The sequence below is a fragment of the Pseudomonas sp. 478 genome, from assembly GCF_003254125.1.
Classification (GTDB): domain Bacteria; phylum Pseudomonadota; class Gammaproteobacteria; order Pseudomonadales; family Pseudomonadaceae; genus Aquipseudomonas.
Window position 1 is genome coordinate 190,343 of sequence record NZ_QKZG01000001.1, and the last position, 17,373, is coordinate 207,715.

General features: G+C 60.0%; 14 protein-coding genes. 3 read left to right on the plus strand and 11 right to left on the minus strand.

Annotation, left to right across the window (positions count from 1 at the left end; genetic code table 11):
- Nucleotides 1–6 precede the first annotated feature (6 nt).
- Entirely contained in the window at nucleotides 7–1,815 is a 1,809-nt protein-coding gene (oadA, locus tag DFS28_RS00950; RefSeq protein WP_111448216.1) for a sodium-extruding oxaloacetate decarboxylase subunit alpha, read from the plus strand.
- Nucleotides 1,816–2,049: 234 nt separating this feature from the next.
- Here the strand turns inward: oadA and DFS28_RS00960 are convergent, their stop codons facing one another.
- The 3 genes from DFS28_RS00960 to DFS28_RS00970 form a co-directional block, all read right to left on the minus strand.
- Nucleotides 2,050–4,224 (minus strand): autotransporter domain-containing protein, encoded by a 2,175-nt coding sequence (locus DFS28_RS00960; RefSeq protein WP_371922106.1) that lies wholly within the window; start codon nucleotides 4,222–4,224, stop codon nucleotides 2,050–2,052.
- 299 nt (nucleotides 4,225–4,523) lie between these two features.
- The gene (locus tag DFS28_RS00965; RefSeq protein WP_111448219.1) at nucleotides 4,524–5,360 is read right to left on the minus strand and encodes an amino acid ABC transporter permease; all 837 of its coding nucleotides are present in this window, start codon (nucleotides 5,358–5,360) and stop codon (nucleotides 4,524–4,526) included.
- Nucleotides 5,357–6,178 (minus strand): ABC transporter substrate-binding protein, encoded by an 822-nt coding sequence (locus DFS28_RS00970; protein WP_111448220.1) that lies wholly within the window; start codon nucleotides 6,176–6,178, stop codon nucleotides 5,357–5,359. Before DFS28_RS00970 ends, DFS28_RS00965 begins: the two co-directional genes overlap by 4 nt.
- A 112-nt stretch (nucleotides 6,179–6,290) precedes the next feature.
- On the opposite strand from DFS28_RS00970, the gene DFS28_RS00975 reads away from it, so the two are divergent.
- The gene (locus DFS28_RS00975) at nucleotides 6,291–7,190 is read left to right on the plus strand and encodes a homocysteine S-methyltransferase family protein (protein ID WP_111448221.1); all 900 of its coding nucleotides are present in this window, start codon (nucleotides 6,291–6,293) and stop codon (nucleotides 7,188–7,190) included.
- Nucleotides 7,191–7,310: 120 nt separating this feature from the next.
- Here the strand turns inward: DFS28_RS00975 and DFS28_RS00980 are convergent, their stop codons facing one another.
- Genes DFS28_RS00980 through DFS28_RS00990 form a run of 3 tightly spaced genes read right to left on the minus strand, consistent with a single transcriptional unit; the run spans nucleotide 7,311 to nucleotide 9,079 of the window.
- A complete protein-coding gene (locus DFS28_RS00980; protein WP_111448222.1) occupies nucleotides 7,311–7,982 on the minus strand; it encodes a GNAT family N-acetyltransferase in 672 nt (223 codons plus the stop codon).
- Nucleotides 7,983–7,999: 17 nt separating this feature from the next.
- On the minus strand, nucleotides 8,000–8,446 hold the full coding sequence (locus DFS28_RS00985) for a GNAT family N-acetyltransferase (protein WP_111448223.1): 447 nt from the start codon (nucleotides 8,444–8,446) through the stop codon (nucleotides 8,000–8,002).
- A 9-nt stretch (nucleotides 8,447–8,455) separates the two neighbouring features.
- A complete protein-coding gene (locus tag DFS28_RS00990) occupies nucleotides 8,456–9,079 on the minus strand; it encodes an FMN-binding negative transcriptional regulator (protein WP_111448224.1) in 624 nt (207 codons plus the stop codon).
- 90 nt (nucleotides 9,080–9,169) lie between these two features.
- Between DFS28_RS00990 and DFS28_RS00995 the strand changes: the two genes are divergently transcribed.
- Nucleotides 9,170–10,720: a PLP-dependent aminotransferase family protein gene (locus DFS28_RS00995; RefSeq protein WP_111448225.1), complete on the plus strand. Its 1,551-nt coding sequence runs from the start codon at nucleotides 9,170–9,172 to the stop codon at nucleotides 10,718–10,720.
- Nucleotides 10,721–10,742: 22 nt separating this feature from the next.
- Here the strand turns inward: DFS28_RS00995 and DFS28_RS01000 are convergent, their stop codons facing one another.
- From DFS28_RS01000 to DFS28_RS01025, 5 genes are all read right to left on the minus strand, one after another.
- The gene (locus tag DFS28_RS01000) at nucleotides 10,743–11,843 is read right to left on the minus strand and encodes a polyamine ABC transporter substrate-binding protein (RefSeq protein ID WP_111448226.1); all 1,101 of its coding nucleotides are present in this window, start codon (nucleotides 11,841–11,843) and stop codon (nucleotides 10,743–10,745) included.
- 12 nt (nucleotides 11,844–11,855) lie between these two features.
- The gene (locus tag DFS28_RS01005; protein WP_111448227.1) at nucleotides 11,856–12,887 is read right to left on the minus strand and encodes a histone deacetylase family protein; all 1,032 of its coding nucleotides are present in this window, start codon (nucleotides 12,885–12,887) and stop codon (nucleotides 11,856–11,858) included.
- Between the two features lie 262 nt (nucleotides 12,888–13,149).
- Nucleotides 13,150–14,142: an AraC family transcriptional regulator gene (locus DFS28_RS01015; RefSeq protein WP_111448228.1), complete on the minus strand. Its 993-nt coding sequence runs from the start codon at nucleotides 14,140–14,142 to the stop codon at nucleotides 13,150–13,152.
- A 175-nt stretch (nucleotides 14,143–14,317) separates the two neighbouring features.
- Nucleotides 14,318–15,322: an asparaginase gene (locus DFS28_RS01020; protein WP_111448229.1), complete on the minus strand. Its 1,005-nt coding sequence runs from the start codon at nucleotides 15,320–15,322 to the stop codon at nucleotides 14,318–14,320.
- 131 nt (nucleotides 15,323–15,453) lie between these two features.
- On the minus strand, nucleotides 15,454–16,905 hold the full coding sequence (locus tag DFS28_RS01025; RefSeq protein ID WP_111448230.1) for a sodium:alanine symporter family protein: 1,452 nt from the start codon (nucleotides 16,903–16,905) through the stop codon (nucleotides 15,454–15,456).
- Nucleotides 16,906–17,373: the final 468 nt, after the last annotated feature.

Consider the following 17,373-nt stretch of genomic DNA (forward strand, 5'->3'; position numbering starts at 1 on the left):
AGAACAATGAGCAAGAAAATCTACGTTACCGACACAATCCTGCGCGACGCTCACCAATCGCTGCTCGCGACCCGCATGCGCACTGAAGACATGCTGCCGATCTGCGACAAGCTCGACAAAGTCGGCTACTGGTCGCTGGAAGTCTGGGGCGGCGCGACCTTCGACGCCTGCGTACGCTTCCTCAAGGAAGACCCGTGGGAGCGTCTGCGCCAACTGCGCGCGGCGTTGCCTAACACTCGCCTGCAAATGCTTCTGCGTGGCCAGAACCTGCTGGGCTACCGCCACTACAGCGACGACGTGGTCAAAGCCTTCGTCGCTAAGGCTGCGGTCAACGGCATCGATGTGTTCCGCATTTTCGATGCGATGAACGACGTGCGTAACCTGCGAGTCGCCATCGAAGCGGTGAAAGCCGCCGGCAAACACGCTCAGGGCACCATTGCCTACACCACCAGCCCGGTACACACCATCGAGGCGTTCGTGGCGCAAGCCAAGCAAATGGAAGCCATGGGTTGCGACTCGGTGGCGATCAAGGACATGGCTGGCCTGCTGACTCCATACGCTACCGGCGAACTGGTCAAAGCATTGAAATCCGAGCAATCGCTGCCAGTGTTCATTCACTCGCACGACACCGCTGGTTTGGCCGCGATGTGCCAACTCAAGGCCATCGAAAACGGTGCGGACCACATCGATACCGCGATCTCCAGCTTCGCCTGGGGCACCAGCCACCCGGGCACCGAGTCGATGGTTGCCGCCCTTAAAGGCAGCGAGTTCGACACCGGACTGAATCTGGAACTGCTGCAAGAGATCGGTCTGTACTTCTACGCCGTGCGCAAGAAATACCACCAGTTCGAAAGCGAGTTCACCGCCGTCGACACCCGCGTTCAAGTCAACCAGGTACCGGGCGGGATGATTTCCAACCTGGCCAACCAGTTGAAAGAGCAGGGCGCCCTGAACCGCATGAGCGAAGTGCTGGCCGAAATCCCGCGCGTTCGCGAAGACCTCGGCTTCCCGCCGCTGGTGACACCGACCTCGCAGATCGTCGGCACCCAGGCTTTCTTCAACGTGCTGGCCGGCGAGCGCTACAAGACCATCACCAACGAAGTGAAACTTTACCTGCAAGGCGGCTATGGCAAGGCGCCGGGCACCGTGAACGAAAAACTGCGCCGCCAGGCAATCGGCAGCGAAGAAGTGATCGACGTGCGTCCGGCGGACCTGCTCAAGCCGGAAATGACCAAGCTGCGTGGCGAAATCGGCGCGGTGGCCAAGTCTGAAGAAGACGTGCTGACCTACGCCATGTTCCCGGACATCGGTCGTAAGTTCCTCGAAGAACGCGCCGCCGGCACCCTGACTCCAGAAGTGCTGCTGCCGATTCCTGAAGCGGGCGGTGTGACCTCGGCCGGTGGCGAAGGTGTGCCGACCGAGTTCGTCATCGACGTCCACGGCGAAACCTACCGCGTCGACATCACCGGTGTCGGCGTCAAGGCTGAAGGCAAGCGTCACTTCTACCTGTCTATCGACGGCATGCCGGAAGAAGTGGTGTTCGAACCGCTCAACGAATTCGTCAGCGGCGGCAGCAGCAAGCGTAAGCAAGCCACTGCACCGGGCCACGTCAGCACCACCATGCCGGGCAACATCGTCGACGTGCTGGTCAAGGAAGGCGACACCGTGAAAGCCGGCCAGGCCGTGCTGATCACCGAAGCGATGAAGATGGAAACCGAAGTCCAATCGGCCATCGCCGGCAAAGTCACCGCCATCCACGTGGCCAAGGGCGACCGGGTGAACCCGGGCGAAATCCTGATCGAGATCGAAGGCTGAGTTAACAGCCTCGATATACCGCTTTAAACCTCGGGGGGGCATGTGCTCCCCTTTTTTTCGCCCGGGATTCAGGGTGAAACGTTTCCCTGAAAACGCCTCCGATCAAATGTGGGAGCGGGCTTGCTCGCGAATGCGGTGCGGCAGTCAGCACAAATATTGGCTGATATTCCGCATTCGCGAGCAAGCCCGCTCCCACTGGTATCGAGTCGAGTCAATGAGATTGGCGTGGGTTCATCAGAACGCCATTCGCCACTGACCCGTGACGCCGTGGTTTCGGCTGTCGGTGCCGACCTCGCCAGTGAGGCCGACGCCCAGGGTGTGTTTTGCTGACAATCCAAGGTCCAGCCCGGCATCGACCAGCAGACTGTCACGATCCAGCGGCGCGCCGGAAACGGTGAAGTTTTTTCCGCCCGTCACCAATCGTTGGCGGGTATCGCTGTAGACGTCCCCGTAGGTGTGTTTCCAGCCAGCACTGAACCGCGGCGTCAGTTGCATGCCGTTATCCAGCGTGTTGAGCTTCGCCAGCCGCAGACCGAATGTGCTGTTCAAATTGTTCTGCGTTTGACCGTGTACCTTCAGCGCCGCAGCGCCACCTTTTTCCGTGTAAGTGTCGCGCTGATAGCGTTGGTAGCCCAGGCTCGCAAACGGTTCGATGCTGACGTTTGCCTGGCCCAGGTTGTAACCCAATTCCGCAAAGGCCTGCTGGGTGTTGGCATCGTAACGGCCTTCGGGGCGGTCGCTGAAACCTTTGAAGGCAACCCGGCGTTTAGTGCTGCCGTCGTGGTTGCTATAGGTCGCGCCCAGGCGCAGGGACATTGGTCCGTTTTGACGCAGGGCATAAGCTCCCAAATGCCAGCTGTCCAGATCGCCGTCGAGTCCACGGCTATCCAGACGCGTTTCGGATTTGCCGCTCATTACACCGATGCGCCATTCCTCATCGATGCCCCAATCCGCTCCCAGAACCAGACCGTGGGTTGTGTGTTTCAGCGCGTCGTAGTCGCGGTCCAGCGTCCCACCGTGACCCAATGCTTGAAGCCAGACCCGGCCATTGTCTTCGCTGCCGGCGGCCAGGCGTGGTGAATTGCGCTTGCTGGAGTTGCTATAGCGACTGGCGCTGTCCAGCTGACGCATGGCCGAGAGCATGCTGGCGCTGATTGGGCTGTCACTGTTCAGGGTCGCCTTCGCAAGGTTGGCGTTTTGGCCGCCGTCCAGTTGGTCGATGGCCTGGGAGGCTGTTTCGGTGGTGGAGGCGAGCAGGGCTGTGACAGCGGCGTTCGCGGTATTGGGAGGTGTCTGCGCCGTCGGACTGGATTTGGGCTCTTCAATACTGCGGGCGAGTTCCCGACCGTTTTCGTTGGTCGCGAGTTTTTCGATAGGCACTTCGTTGCGAGCGTAGGTCAGGCTGACGGTCTGTTTGTTGCTGTAGTCCGGCGTAGCCTTCATGAACGCGAGGGTGCTAGTGACTGGACCGAATGTTCCTTCGACCCGTTCTGCGGAAATTACTGTGTGATTAGTAGTGTGTGCGTAGTCGACTGGCAGGGCGGTAACCAGTAAAGATGCGCCGCCAAGCCTGGCGACTCCCTCGACGAAAATCGTCTGTGAAGTATCAGCGTTATCCGTTACTTCATAGGCGAGTGTGGCGCTTTCGCTAAGCGTAAGATCCCCTCTGATGGAAGGAGCCCCCAAATTTTCACTGACCAGTAACTGACCGTCCACGTGCAAGCCGCCTACTTTACCGTAGCCGCCGTAGGTGCCTCCGTTATCGACGTACACAGTGCCTTCTATAGCGCCAAGGTTAAATAGCGTAGCGTCTCCCCTTACTTCGGCACCTTTATGGAAGTCGTTGCTGCCGTTTAATGTCCATGCGCCTTTCGCGACCCGCAGGGCAGCAAAGTTGGTTGTGTCTCCCACTGTGCCGCCGTCTGCGGAGTTAAGGAGCAGCCCGTTGACTCCGTTGCCACCATCGAGTGTGCCCTCCCATCGAGCGCCTTTGTTGATGACCAGAAGGTCATCCGCGTCGCCCAATTCCAGCGAGACACCGTCGATGGTTTGGAGTGGCTTTGAAATGAGCGTGTGTGTAGTGGTGTAGTCGTTCTGGAACTCAACGAACGGGTCTACCTCCGCAGGAGCGGATGCTACTTCGGAAGCGGTGGGCTCGGGAAAGATAAGAGACTCATAGAAGGCATCATCGAAATCGACTGCAACGCTGGCAAGCGGTTCAGTTGTTACAGGACGAACTGTCTGCCCTTCACCCGACTCGTTTATGGCCAGGGCAGCATTTTCACGTGGACCGATGAACGCCTTGATCGCGAAAAGATCATCGAAGCGCTCATTGGGCTTGGCGGTTTTTTTACGAGGTTTGGTGGTCGGCGCGTCGGAATTGACTTGAGGCTCCGGTTGCTGCGCCATGGAGACTTCTATGCAACCCACTGCAAGCGCGACGGCCAGCGCCAGGTGTTTTGGTCGGTATTGGTGTTGAGCGGACATCGAGTACGGCCTCTTTTGACGGGAGGCCAAACTCTAAGAGGCAGGCTATAGGTACCGATGTCAGCTGCTTCCCGCAGGCTTGCGGGGGTTGTCAGAAGGTTGTGTAGAAAATTGCCGGCCCCCTGAGGAAGGCTGTTTTTACCCGTTCGGGCTGACGCTTTTTCTTACAACAAATCGAGACATGGTCGGCTATCGCAACTCGGAAACTCATCTGCCTTTCGCTAACTCCGGCTCAAATACGCCTTCCCATAATGCCGCTCCATCCGCGCCTGAATCAGCTCCAGCCCAATCGACATCAGCCAATAAATCACCGCCGCTGTTGTCAGCATCTCGATGTAGCGATAGCTCGAGCGCCCATACGATTGCGCCAGAAACATCACTTCCCAAACCCCCATCACCGAAATCAGTGACGAGTCTTTGAGCATGGAAATGAACTGGTTGGTGGTCGGCGGGATGATGGTGCGCATGGCCTGGGGCAGGGTGACGCGCCAGAAGATCACGGTTTCGCGCATGCCCAGGGCCAGGGACGCTTCGCGTTGGCCGTGGGGGACGCCGAGGATGCCGGCGCGGAAGATTTCGCTCAGGTAGGCGCCGTAGTTCAGCGACAGGGCGATGATGCCGGCGGCAATGGCGCCCGGGACGATGCCGAGTTGTGGCAGGCCGAGGTAGATCAGCAGAATCTGGATCAGTAGTGGTGTGCCACGAAAGAACGAAGCATAGAAGCTCGCAATTCCGAAGGCCACGGCGCTTTTAGACAGCCGTGCCAGGGCGGTGATGAAGCCCAGCAGCGAGGAGGTCACGATCGAGCACAGGCACAGAAACAGCGTCAGCGCCGCGCCCTGCAGGAAGCCGTTAGGCGCCAGGTGCAGGCCGATCAGGTTCGGCAGTTTGTCGAGGATGATCGAGAACTTCAGGTCGAAGCTCAGAAAGAAACTGGCGAACAACCCGAGCATCGCTGCCCAGGTCAGGTACAGCCGCGTGCGAAAACCGAAGATCCGTTGCAGCCGCGACTCAGCCACCGGTTGCGGCGGCTGGGGAGGTTTTGGGAAAGAAGTCATTTGCTGATGTCGGCGCCGATCCATTTCTGCGAAAGCTTGCTCAGGGTGCCGTCCTGTTTCAGCTGAGCGAAGACGTCACGCACTTTGGCGTCCCACTGGGCGTCGCCTTTTTCAATGGCCACCGAGTTTGGTTCCGAGTACAGCGGCTTGCCGGCGAGCTTGAAGCGTTTGTCCTCGGTCAGGCGCGGTTGGGCGGTGACAAGGTTGGTGAGGATCGCGTCCAGTCGTACGCCGGCGCCCAGGCCGAGGTCCTGGAATGCCACGTTGTCAGTGTCATACGGCGCGATCTGCACGTCCTCGAACGGGTACTGCAATTGAGTGTCTTCGGCGCCTTCGATCACCAGGTTTTTGTTCAGGTAGCTTTCGTAGCTGGAGGCACTGGTGAGGCCGACTTTCTTGCCACTCAGGTCCTTGGCGCCGTGGATGCTGTCGTCCTTGACGTTGACCACGATCACCGCAGGCGAGGCGTAGTACTCGACCGGGAAGTCGAAGACCTCGGCGCGGGCCTTGCTCGGGGTCATGGAGCAGATGCAGATGTCGTAGCGCCCACTCCAGCGGCCAGCGGCGATCACGTCCCAGGACGGGGTTTCGAGGCGCAGTCTGACGCCCATTTTGTCTGCCACGGCCTTGGCCACGTCGACGTCGAATCCATCGAGCTGGTTCTGATCATTGAGGAACGAGAAGGGTGGATAGCTTTCCATCAACACGCCCACGAGCTCTTTGTTTTTTTCGACGCGATCCAGTGTGGCGCCGCCAAAGGCTTGGGTGGAGGCAGCCAGAATCGTCAGGCCCAGGGCCAGGAGTGGTTGGAATTTCACAGTCGATCCCTGATAAAAAAGAGGTTGTTATTAACCGGATGGTGCGTATTAAATAGTTATAAGAACGACTCTGATAGTGAGTTATTTTCATAAGCTTATGAGTGAAAAGCATATGGGCGCAGCAAGCACGGTAATTCTGGATGGCGGCATGGGTCGTGAGTTGCAGCGTCGAGGCGCGCCGTTCAGACAGCCCGAGTGGTCGGCGCTGGCCTTGAGCGAAGCGCCGCAAGCGGTAGAGGCGGTGCACACGGCTTATATCGAAAGCGGTGCGAACGTGATCACCAGCAACAGTTACGCGGTGGTGCCGTTTCACATTGGCGAAGCGCGTTTTGCAGCAGAAGGGCAGGCGCTCGCGGCATTGGCCGGCGAGCTGGCGCGACGCGCTGTAGAGGCTTCGGGCAAAGCGGTGCGCGTGGCCGGCTCATTGCCGCCGCTGTTTGGGTCCTATCGTCCGGACCTTTTCGACGCTGCTCGGGCGACTGAATTATTGGCGCCGCTGGTGAAGGGGCTGGCGCCTCATGTCGATCTGTGGCTGGCGGAAACCCAGAGCTCGATCATTGAAGCGCGAGCGATCCACGCCGGTCTGCCAACGGACGGCAAGCCGTTCTGGCTGTCGTTTACCCTGAAGGATGAGGACACGGACGAAGTGCCACGCCTGCGTTCGGGTGAGCCGGTGGCTGAAGCCGCCGCCGTGGCGGCTGAGCTGGGCGTCGAGACGTTGCTGTTCAACTGCAGCCAGCCGGAAGTGATCGGTGCTGCGATTGATGCCGCGCGGGAAACCTTCGAACGTCTGGGGGTGAAAATTCACATCGGCGCTTACGCCAATGCCTTCCCGCCGCAACCGAAAGAGGCCACGGCCAACGACGGTCTGGACCCGCTGCGCGAAGATCTCGATCCGCCGGGTTATTTGCAGTGGGCGGCTGATTGGAAAGAACGCGGCGCCAGTCATTTGGGTGGTTGCTGCGGGATCGGGCCGGAGCATATTGCGGTACTTGCCCAGAAATTGGCGTGAAGCCATTCGCGAGCAAGCTCGCTCCCACATTGGATTGGGGCTGATCACAATTTTGTGGTCAACCCAAAACCCTGTGGGAGCGAGCCTGCTCGCGATGGCGTCCGTCCAGGCGCCGCTGATTTACCCGCGGCACTCGGCCAGGGTTTTCACCTGCCCCGAATCCGTCTGGTTCTCATCGGACAGCCAGCGCTCAAACCCCGCCCCGATTGCTGGCCATTCCGAGTCCAGAATCGAATACCACGCCGTGTCCCGATTCTGCCCCTTGACCACCATGTGCTGGCGGAACACCCCTTCAAAACTAAACCCCAGCCGCTCGGCCGCGTATTTGGAGCGGGCGTTGCCGTTGTTGCACTTCCACTCCAGACGGCGATAACCCAGCGCAAAGGATTCCCTGGCCAGCAAATAAACCGCCTCGGTGCTTTTCGGCGAGCGCTGCATCGGCGCACCGAAAGTGACATGGCCGATCTCGATCCTGCCTTGCGAAGGAACAATCGACATCAAACTGAGAATGCCTTGCACATCGCCGCTGGCACGGTCGATCACACTGAAAAAATATGGATCGCTATTGGCCGCATGATTGTTCAGCCAATCATTGAACGCGCTGCGCTCCGGGAAAGGACCGTAAGGCAAATAATCCCAGAGTTTCGGATCGGAACCCGGGCCTTGCAGGGCCTTCCACAAACCGTCGGCGTGACGCGCCGGGTCGAGCTTTTCCAGGCGGATGAAACGCCCTTCAATGGTTTGGACGGATGGCGCCGGAACGCCTTTCCAGTCGGCGAGTGAAGTCGACATGCTGTTCTCCTTGAACCTTACAGGGCTTTGCGAAACTGGATGAAACCGGGGCGTTCGGCGATGCGCTCGTAGAGCTGGATCGCGGTGGCGTTGGTTTCGTGGGTCAGCCAGTGGACCTTGCAGCAACCGTCCTCTTTGGCTGTGGCGTAAACGTATTCGATCAACTGCCGGCCGACGCCAGTGCCGCGGGTTTCAGGCGTTACCAACAGGTCTTGCAGGTAGCAGGAGTTTTCGATGCTCCAGTTCGAACGATGGTAGATGAAGTGCACCATGCCCACCGCCTTGCCATCGGCCCAGGCCAGCGCGGCATGGGTCGGTTCGCTCGGGTCGAGCAGGCGCTGCCAGGTGCTTTGGGTGACGGTCTCAGGCAGTTCAGTGTTGTAGAAACGCAGGTACGCTTGCCACAAGGGTAACCAGGCGGCGTGGTCGTCGGCGGTGACCTGGCGGATGTCGATCTGACTCATGTTCATTCCTTAACGCATCAAGTGGGCGAGGGCCTGGTCGTGCACATCGGGGCTGGCGGCAAGCCCTTCGCGCACACCGGTGATGTCTGCAGCGTTGCGGTTCTGGCTGAGCTTGCGTTTGCCTTCCAGGCGCTGGATCGGCAAGGCAAAACCGACGATGGCCTTGAGCATTCCGTCAATGTAGTCGGCGGGCGCATCGGCGACCTTCCATGGACTGGCACGACCCGCTTCATGACGATCAGTCAGCGCGCTGACCAGCGTGCGCAAGCGATTGGCGTCGGTGAACACTTCGGCCGTGCCGTACGCATGCACGGCGACGTAATTCCAGGTCGGAACGACTTTGCCATGCTCGGTTTTGCTCGGGTAAAACCCCGGGCTGACGTAAGCGTCGGCGCCGGCAAAAATCACCAGGGCTTCGGCGCCGTTCTGCAGTTCCTTCCATTGCGGATTGGCCTTGGCAAAGTGTCCGTAAAGCGTGCCATTCGGGCCCTGGTCTGAACTCAACAGCAGCGGCAAATGACTGGCTTGCAGACCTTGTTCCCCGTGTGTGACCAACACCGCGAGGCGGGTGCCGAGTATCTGCTGGTGCAGTTCATGCAAATCATCGATGGCAAAGCTGCTTGGCGTGTACATGGAGATTTTCCTTGGCGAATGCCTGCATCCTAGGCAGGCTATTGGTCTGTTGTAAGAGCCATTAACGACAAATTTCATAGGTCCATTGCCATGACCCGCGAGCCACTGTCCTTGTCATTCAACCCGGCGGGTATCGAACTGGATCGCCGTCAGGGTTTGAGTCGTCAGCTCTATCAAGCCCTGCGGGTGCGAGTGCTCGACGGTCGGCTGGCCAGCGGTACGCGATTACCGGCCAGTCGCGATCTGGCGGCGGCGTTGTCGATTTCCCGAAACAGCGTGGTCCGGGCCTACGATCAGCTCTACGCCGAGGGCTTTATTGAAGGGCGCGTGGGTGACGGGACGTATGTCGCGCAATTGCCTCAATCAGTGCTGCCGGTGAAAAAACTATCCACAAAAGTATCCACAGGGTTGTCAACAGGGTTACCCACAGCCTTATCCACAAATTGGCTGGATTTACCTGTGGTTTCATCCAGCAAAGTTATCCACAGCGGTGCGCTGGGGCGCGTGGAAAAGAACCATTTGGCCTTGCCGCCGAGTGGTCCGCCCCGAGCGTTTCGGGTCGGTGTTCCGGCGTTCGACCTGTTCCCGTTCGAGGTTTGGGCCAAGCTGAATGCGGCTTTCTGGCGTAAACCGGATCTGCAGCAGTTGTGTTACGGCGATCCGGCAGGCGACGCCCGTTTACGCGGTCTGATTGCCGCGTATTTGCGCAGCTCCCGGGGGATGCAGTGCACGGCTGAGCAAATAGTGATCACCAGTGGCGCACAGCAAGGGATTAGCCTTTGTGCACAGCTGCTGGTAGAGCCGGGCGATGGCGTCGCGATCGAGAATCCGGGGTATCGGGCGGCGGGTCATGCGTTCGCCGTGGCCGGTGCGCGATTGCACGGGGTGGCGGTGGACAGCGAGGGCATCGACTGCACCGAATTGAACGGGCTCAAGGATTGTCGATTGGCCTATGTCACGCCGTCGCATCAATACCCGACCGGGGTGGTGATGAGTCTGGCGCGGCGTCTGGAGTTGTTGGCCTGGGCCGAGCGAACCGAGGGTTGGATCGTCGAGGATGATTACGATGGCGAATACCGTTACAGCGGCGCGCCACTGGCCCCGCTGGCTGCGCTTGATCGCCACGGGCGGGTGCTCTACGTCGGCACGTTCGGCAAAGTGGCTTTCCCGGCATTGCGCCTGGGCTATCTGGTGCTACCAGCGGCATTGGTGGACGCTTTCGCCCAGCGCCGCGCGGTCGATGTTCGGCATTCCGAGGTAAGCACCCAGGCCGTCATGGCCGAATTCATGGCGGCCGGGCATTTCCAGCGGCACATCCGCCGCATGCGCCGCGCCGCGTTGAGTCGTCGCAATACACTTCTGGCCAACTGGCCCGCGGATGTTTCCGGGGTTGGCAGCCTGCCGAGTGTGGCGGCAGGGCTGCACCTGACGGTGGCGGTCGACACTCAGGCCCGTGAACGCGAATTGATCGAAGCGGCCGTGAGTGTCGATGTCGAAATCAATGGCCTGAGCAGTTACTGGCTACCGGATTCGAGTACTCCGGCGGATCAGCGAGCGGGGCTGGTGCTGGGTTTTGCGGCGGTGCCCGAGGCGGCGATCAGCGCAGCGCTCGGGCGATTGCAAAAGGCTTGGCGTCCCTGAGGTCGAGGACATCCGTCAGGTTTCAGGTCCCCGACTTGATCTTGGTCCAGGCCCGGGTCCGCGCCCGTTCGGCGTCACGGGGCAGCGGTTGCAGGGTGTACAGCGTGCTCATCGCCGTTTCGGTCGGGTACAGGTTCGGGTTGTTGCGGATCGCCGGGTCGACCATTTCCGTGGCGTCTTTGTTCGGGTTCGGGTAGCCGACGAAGTCGCTGACCGGCGCAATCACCTGCGGCTGCAACAAGTAGTTGATGAAGGTGTAGGCGTCTTCCGGGTTCTTCGCGCCTTTGGGGATGGAGAGCATGTCGAACCAGATCGGCGCGCCTTCTTTGGGCAGGCGCATGTCGACGATCACGCCGTTCTTGGCTTCCTTGGCGCGGTTGGCGGCCTGGGAGAAGCTGCCGGAATAACCGACCGCGACGCAGATGTCACCGTTGGCGATGTCGGCCATGTACTTCGAGGAATGGAAGTAGGTGACGTACGGACGGATCTTCATCAACAACGCTTCAGCCTTGTCGTAGTCCGCCGGCTTCTTGCTGTTGGGGTCCAGGCCGAGGTGTTGCAGGGCCAGTGGAAGGATCTCCGACGGTGAGTCGAGCAAGGCCACGCCGCACTGCTTGAGCTTGCTGATGTTCTCTTCCTTGAAGATCAGGTCCCAGCTGTCCACCGGTGCGTTGTCACCCAGCGCAGCCTTGATCTTGTCCGGGTTGAAGCCGATCAGGATGGTCCCGTACATGTACGGTACGGCAAATTTGTTGCCCGGATCGTTGGCTTCGATCAGCTTCATCAGCTTGGGATCGAGGTGGTTCCAGTTCGGCAGTTTGCTGCGGTCCAGTGGCTGGAAAACGCCGGCCTCAATCTGCTTGGCAAGGAATACGTTGGACGGCACGACCACGTCATAACCAGAGTTGCCGGTCAGCAGCTTGGCCTCTAGCGCTTCGTTGGTGTCGAAGATGTCGTAGACCAGTTTGGTTTGGGTGTTCTGGGCCTTGAAGTCTTCCAGCGCTTTGGGGGTGATGTAGTCGAACCAGTTGTAGACGCGCAACGTTCGCTCTTCAGCATGAACGGCGCCACTGAGCACGGTGGCGCACAGAGCGGGAGCGATAAAACGCTTGAGACTGATCATTGTTCTAATTCCTCATTGGGCGCTTTCAAAACCTTCGAGAACGTTCACGGCATTGATGCCGATTTCCTCTACCGCGTAGCCACCTTCCATCACGAACAGCGTCGGCTTGCCGAGGCCCGCGATGCGTGCGCCCATGGCCAGGTAATCCGGGCTGTCGAGCTTGAACTGGGAGATCGGATCGTCCTTGAACGTATCGACGCCCAGGGAGACGACGACGATATCGGCGCCGTACTTTTCGATCTCTTTGCAGGCTTGTTCCAGCGCGGCACTCCAACTGTCCCAACCGCTCCCGGCGGGCAAAGGGTAGTTGAAGTTGAAGCCTTCGCCGGCCCCTTCACCCCGTTCATCTTCATAGCCGAGGAAGAACGGGAACTCGGCTTCGGGATGACCATGGATCGAGGTGAACAGCACGTCGCTGCGCTCATAGAAAATCGATTGAGTGCCGTTGCCGTGGTGGTAGTCGACGTCGAGGATCGCGACCTTTTTATGGCCCTGATCGAGGAACGCCTGCGCAGCGATAGCGGCGTTGTTGAGGTAGCAATAACCGCCCATCAAATCGCTGGCGGCGTGGTGTCCTGGTGGGCGACACAGGGCGAAGGCACTGCGGGCGCCGCGTTGAATGACGGCTTGAGCGGTCAGCGCGACTTGCGCCGCGCTGTACGCCGCTTGCCAGGTGCCGGCGGTAATCGGTGCGCCGCCGTCGAAGCTGTAATAGCCGAGCTGGCCGTGCAGGCTGGTGGGGATGATCCGGCGCAGGGTGCGGGCCGGCCAGGTGTAGGGCAGCAAGTCGCCGTCGGTACCGAATTCGGTCCAGCGCGCCCAGGCACCTTTGAAGAAGTCGAGATAGTCGCGGCTGTGGACGCGAGCGATCGGGTCGAGGCCGAAATCCTGCGGCGCTTCGACCGGACCGAGGTCGCGGCACTGCACGCGCTGCAGAACATGGTCGGCTCGCGAAGGCATTTCGAAGCAGGGCATCAGTTGCCCGTCCATCAATTCGCAACGGCCGTGGTGCAGGTGGTGATCGTCCGAGTAGATCGTCAGCATTTCTTGTTCTCCGCAGGCTGATTCGGTTGAACACAGTCTTGCGGCGCGCGGCGTTTGAGAGAACGGCAGGAAAGGCCAAAAGGGGATCGATATGGCCAAAAGAATTGACCGGAATTCGCCCCTCTGTGGCGAGGGAGCTTGCTCCCGCTCGGCTGCGCAGCAGTCGCAACCCGGCAAATGCTATCTGAAGGGAGGAATGCGGTGGTTGGTTTGGGTCTGCTGCGCAGACCAGCGGGAGCAAGCTCCCTCGCCACAAGGGTGGTCAGGGCCTGAACTGACTCGGCGCCACACCGCTCCAGCGCACGAACGCATGACGGAAACTCGCGGTCTCGCTGAACCCCAATGCCTCGGCGATTTGATAGATCGGCAGTTGGTCCTCGCAGAGCATGCGTTTGGCCTGCTCGAACCGCAGTTCATCGAGCAACTCTTGATAGCTGCACCCCAAGTCCTTGAGATGTCGGCGCAAGGTGCGTGCCGAGCAGTTCAGCTGTTCAGCCAGCCCATCCAGGCCCGGCGCTGCGCTCAATTGTGCGGCGAGGAGTTGGCGGATGCGGCCCAGCCAAACCTGGCGACCCGTGAACTCGGTGTTTTGTTTGCGGCAGCGTTCGGCCATGGCCTGATGGGTGATGGCGTCGGCCAGAGGCAGGGGGTGCTCCAGCCAGGCTTTGTCGAACGCAAAGGCGTTGGACGCAGCGTCGAACTGCAAGGGGCAATCGAAACGTTCGGTGTAGCGTGCCTGATAGTCCGGCGCCGGGTATTCGAAGCGGGCGCCCAGCAGTGGCAACGGTTGGCCGAGCAGGTCTTCGCAAGTGACCTTCATCGAAACCAGGCAAAACTCGACATTGAATGGCGCCAGCGCAGGGTTTTCCCGATAGTCGCCAGCGGTGAGCCAGATGCGCTCGTTATCTTCTTCCAGGCTCAACTCGAACAGTGTTCCCAATAGCGCCGGATAGTGCAGTGCCAGCCGCAAGGCGTCACCTAAAGTGGCGCTGGTGAGTAAGGCGTACCCGAGCATGCCGTAGGACGAAACATGCATCCGCCGGCCCAGTTCCAGGCCGATGTCACGCTTGAGCGCGACGGCATTGGCGCAGACCTGCATCTCCTGATTGGTGGTGATACGCGTATCCGCCCGGTTCAGATCCGCCGCGCTGATGCCGCTGCCGGCCAGCAGCGCTTCGCTGGACAAGCCCTCGGCCTTGAAGGTGTTGAGCACCAGAGAGACAGCGTTGAGGGTGGTGAGGTGGGAGTGGAGCATGGGGTGTGTTCCAGCCGTTAAGTAGCTGGAGGCGAGCAAGTTATATGCCCAACGACGATCCTGTGGGAGCGGGCTTGCTCGCGAAAGCGTCCTGTCAGTCACATTGATGCAGGATATGCCGCCGTCTTCGCGAGCAAGCCCGCTCCCACAGGGTTTTGTATTGTGTCAGCTCAATTCAGCTGAGTTCGCCGCACAGATCGAGTTCAACAAGGCGCCGCACTTCAGCGGTGTCGAGCCCGGCACCCAGCAAGCCATGCAACTTGCCGAACGCCGCTTCACGGGTCATGCCGCCGCCCGAAAGTACGCCGACGCCACGCAGCCGACTGCCAGCCTCGTAAACATCCAGCTCGACGCCACCTTCATGGCATTGGGTGACGGCTACAACGACAACCCCTTTGTCCCGCGCCCGTTCCAGGCTGGCGAGGAACTCTGGATTGTCGCTGGGCCCGGTGCCGCTGCCGTAGCACTCCAGCACCAGGCCTTGAATGCCGCTGTCGAGCAGGCCGTCCAGTATCTCGGCGCCGATGCCGGGGAACAGCGGCAGCACAGCGACTTTCGCCAATTGCCTGGGCTGGTTGTAGGTCAGTGATGCCGGTATTGAAGAAGCCTTTTCACCGCCACCCTGACGCTCAAGTCGCTTGAACGGATGACGACCGAAACTGCGCACTTTCGCGCAGCGGGTCGGGTCCAGCAGCTCGCCATGGAAATACAGATGAACGCCCGGCGCCAGGCCCTGACCCAAAGCAACCAGCGCGCCACTGAGGTTCTCCCAGGCATCACTGTCGGTCACGCCAGCCGGCAGCATGGAACCGGTGAACACCACGCGGGCGTGCAGACCGAGCAATTGAAAACTCATGGCCGCCGCGCTGTAGGCGAGGGTGTCGGTGCCATGCAGGATCAACACGCTGTCGCAGCCCTGGACATCGACGGCGTCGACGACCGCTTCACGCAGTTGCTGCCAGTAATCAGGAGTCATGTTGGCGCTGTCGATCAGCGGCGACATCTCGCGAAAGCGCCACTGCGGCACGACCAGGTCAGGCTGGCTGTGCAGATACTCGCGCATCCGTGCTTCGAAACCGGACGCCGGGGCCAGGCCATGAGCGCTGGCTTGCATGCCGATGGTGCCACCGGTGTAGAGCACCATGACGTGCTGGGCGGCAGGGTAGGAATTGGGAGTCATGGGGGAAATCTCCTGGCAGGTGGGAGCGAGCCTGCTCGCGATAGCGGTATGTTAGACACTAATGTGTCATCTGACAGTCCGTCATCGCCAGCAGGCTGGCTCCCACAGGTTGTGCACCCGTCGTTTACCGATCAGCGTTGCGCTGCGGGTACGCCTTGCGGCTCGGCTTCAGCCTTGGTGGCGGCCGCCGGCGGATTGGCTGGCCAGGCTTTCAGGTCCAGATCCAGATCCGGGAATTTGCTCGAATCGAACACGGGCGTCTTGATGCCGGCCGCGCGCTGGTTATCGTAGTCACGCAGGATGCGCATGCCGACTTTGAACAGCAGGAACAGCGCGATCAGGTTCACGAATGCCAGCAGGGTCATGGTGATGTCCGCGAAGGCGAACACCGTGCCGAGGTTTTCGATAGCGCCCCAGAAGATCAGCACCAATACCAGCGCGCGGTAGCCGATCAGCGCCTTGCGGTTTTCACCGATCAGGAAGCGCAGGTTGCTCTCGCCCAGGTAGTAGTTGTAGAGGATCGAGGTGAACACGAACAACGACAGGGCCACGGAGATGAAACTCCGGCCCCAGTCACCGACCACGGCGGCCAGGGAGTTCTGGGTCAGGGCAATGCCATCGCCTTCGAAGCCTGGGGTGTAGAAGCCCGAGAGCAGGATCAGCAACGCGGTGCAGGTGCAGATCACGAAGGTGTCGAGGAACACGCTGAACGCCTGAACCACACCCTGTGCCACCGGGTGCTCGACCGACGCGACAGCAGCCACGTTTGGCGCACTGCCCAGGCCTGCTTCGTTGGCGAACACGCCACGCTTCACGCCCATGACGATGGCGCTGCCGATCAGGCCGCCGAAGGCTTGATCCAGACCGAAGGCGCTTTTGACGATAGTCATCAGCATCGCCGGAACGTGATCGAATTGCAGCACGATCACGTAGATGGTTACGCCGATGTACACCAGGGTTTTCACCGGCACCAGCAGGTCAGCGACCTTGGCGATGCGCTTGATCCCACCGATGAACACCAGACCCAGCAACACCGCCAGGGCCAGACCGGTGTAAGTGGTGTCGAGGCCGAACGCGTTGTTCAGCGAGTGGGTCACGGCGTGGGATTGCAGACCGTTGAAAGCAAAGCCGAAGGTGATCAGCAGCAGGAACGCCATGATCATGCCCAGCCAGCGTTTCTGCAGGCCGTGCTGGATGTAATAGGACGGGCCGCCACGGTAGGTGCCGTCGGAATCGCAGCGCTTGTAGAGCTGGCCGAGGGAGCATTCGAAGAAGCTGCTGGACATGCCGACCAGCGCGGTCACCCACATCCAGAACACCGCACCTGGACCACCCAGGGTCACGGCGATACCGACACCGGCGATGTTACCCGCACCGACGCGGCCGGCGAGGCTGAGCATCAAGGCCTGGAACGAACTGAGTTGCCCGGCGCTGCTTTTGAGGCTGTCGCGGAACACCGCGAACATGTGGAAGAAGTGACGCAATTGAACGAAACGCGAGCGGATCGTGAAGTAGCTACCGAGCCCGACAATGAGCACGATCAGTACTTTCCCTGAGAGGAAGTCGTTAATGACTTCGAGCATGGATTATTCCTCGCTGTTTTTTGTTTAAGCAAATGCTGGAGAGGTAGAAACATCGCGTTACACCGGCTTGCGCGTGGCACAACAGGTGAGGCGAAGATTCGTCCCGGTTCCATATCGCGGGTTGTTATTAGTTCGGGTTTCGCATGGGTTTGGGCCTCGTTACCGACGACCGCTCACGCGAAGAGGGGCGGCACTATACCTATCAGTGTGCCGTCCGTCTGCACGGTTGTGGTGCAAGCGACGAAACGAAGCTTTGAAACACCCGACGTTACCGGCGTCGGGCTTATGTGAAAGCTGTTTCATGTGGGAGCGGGCTTGCTCGCGAATGCGGTCTTGCATCCACCATTTCTGGTGACTGACACACTGCCTTCGCGAGCAAGCCCGCTCCCACATTTTTCAGCTTCCAGACATTCTGTCTTGCTGCCAAAGATTTAAAAAAAAGGGCTTGGGGAATAAATCCCCAAGCCC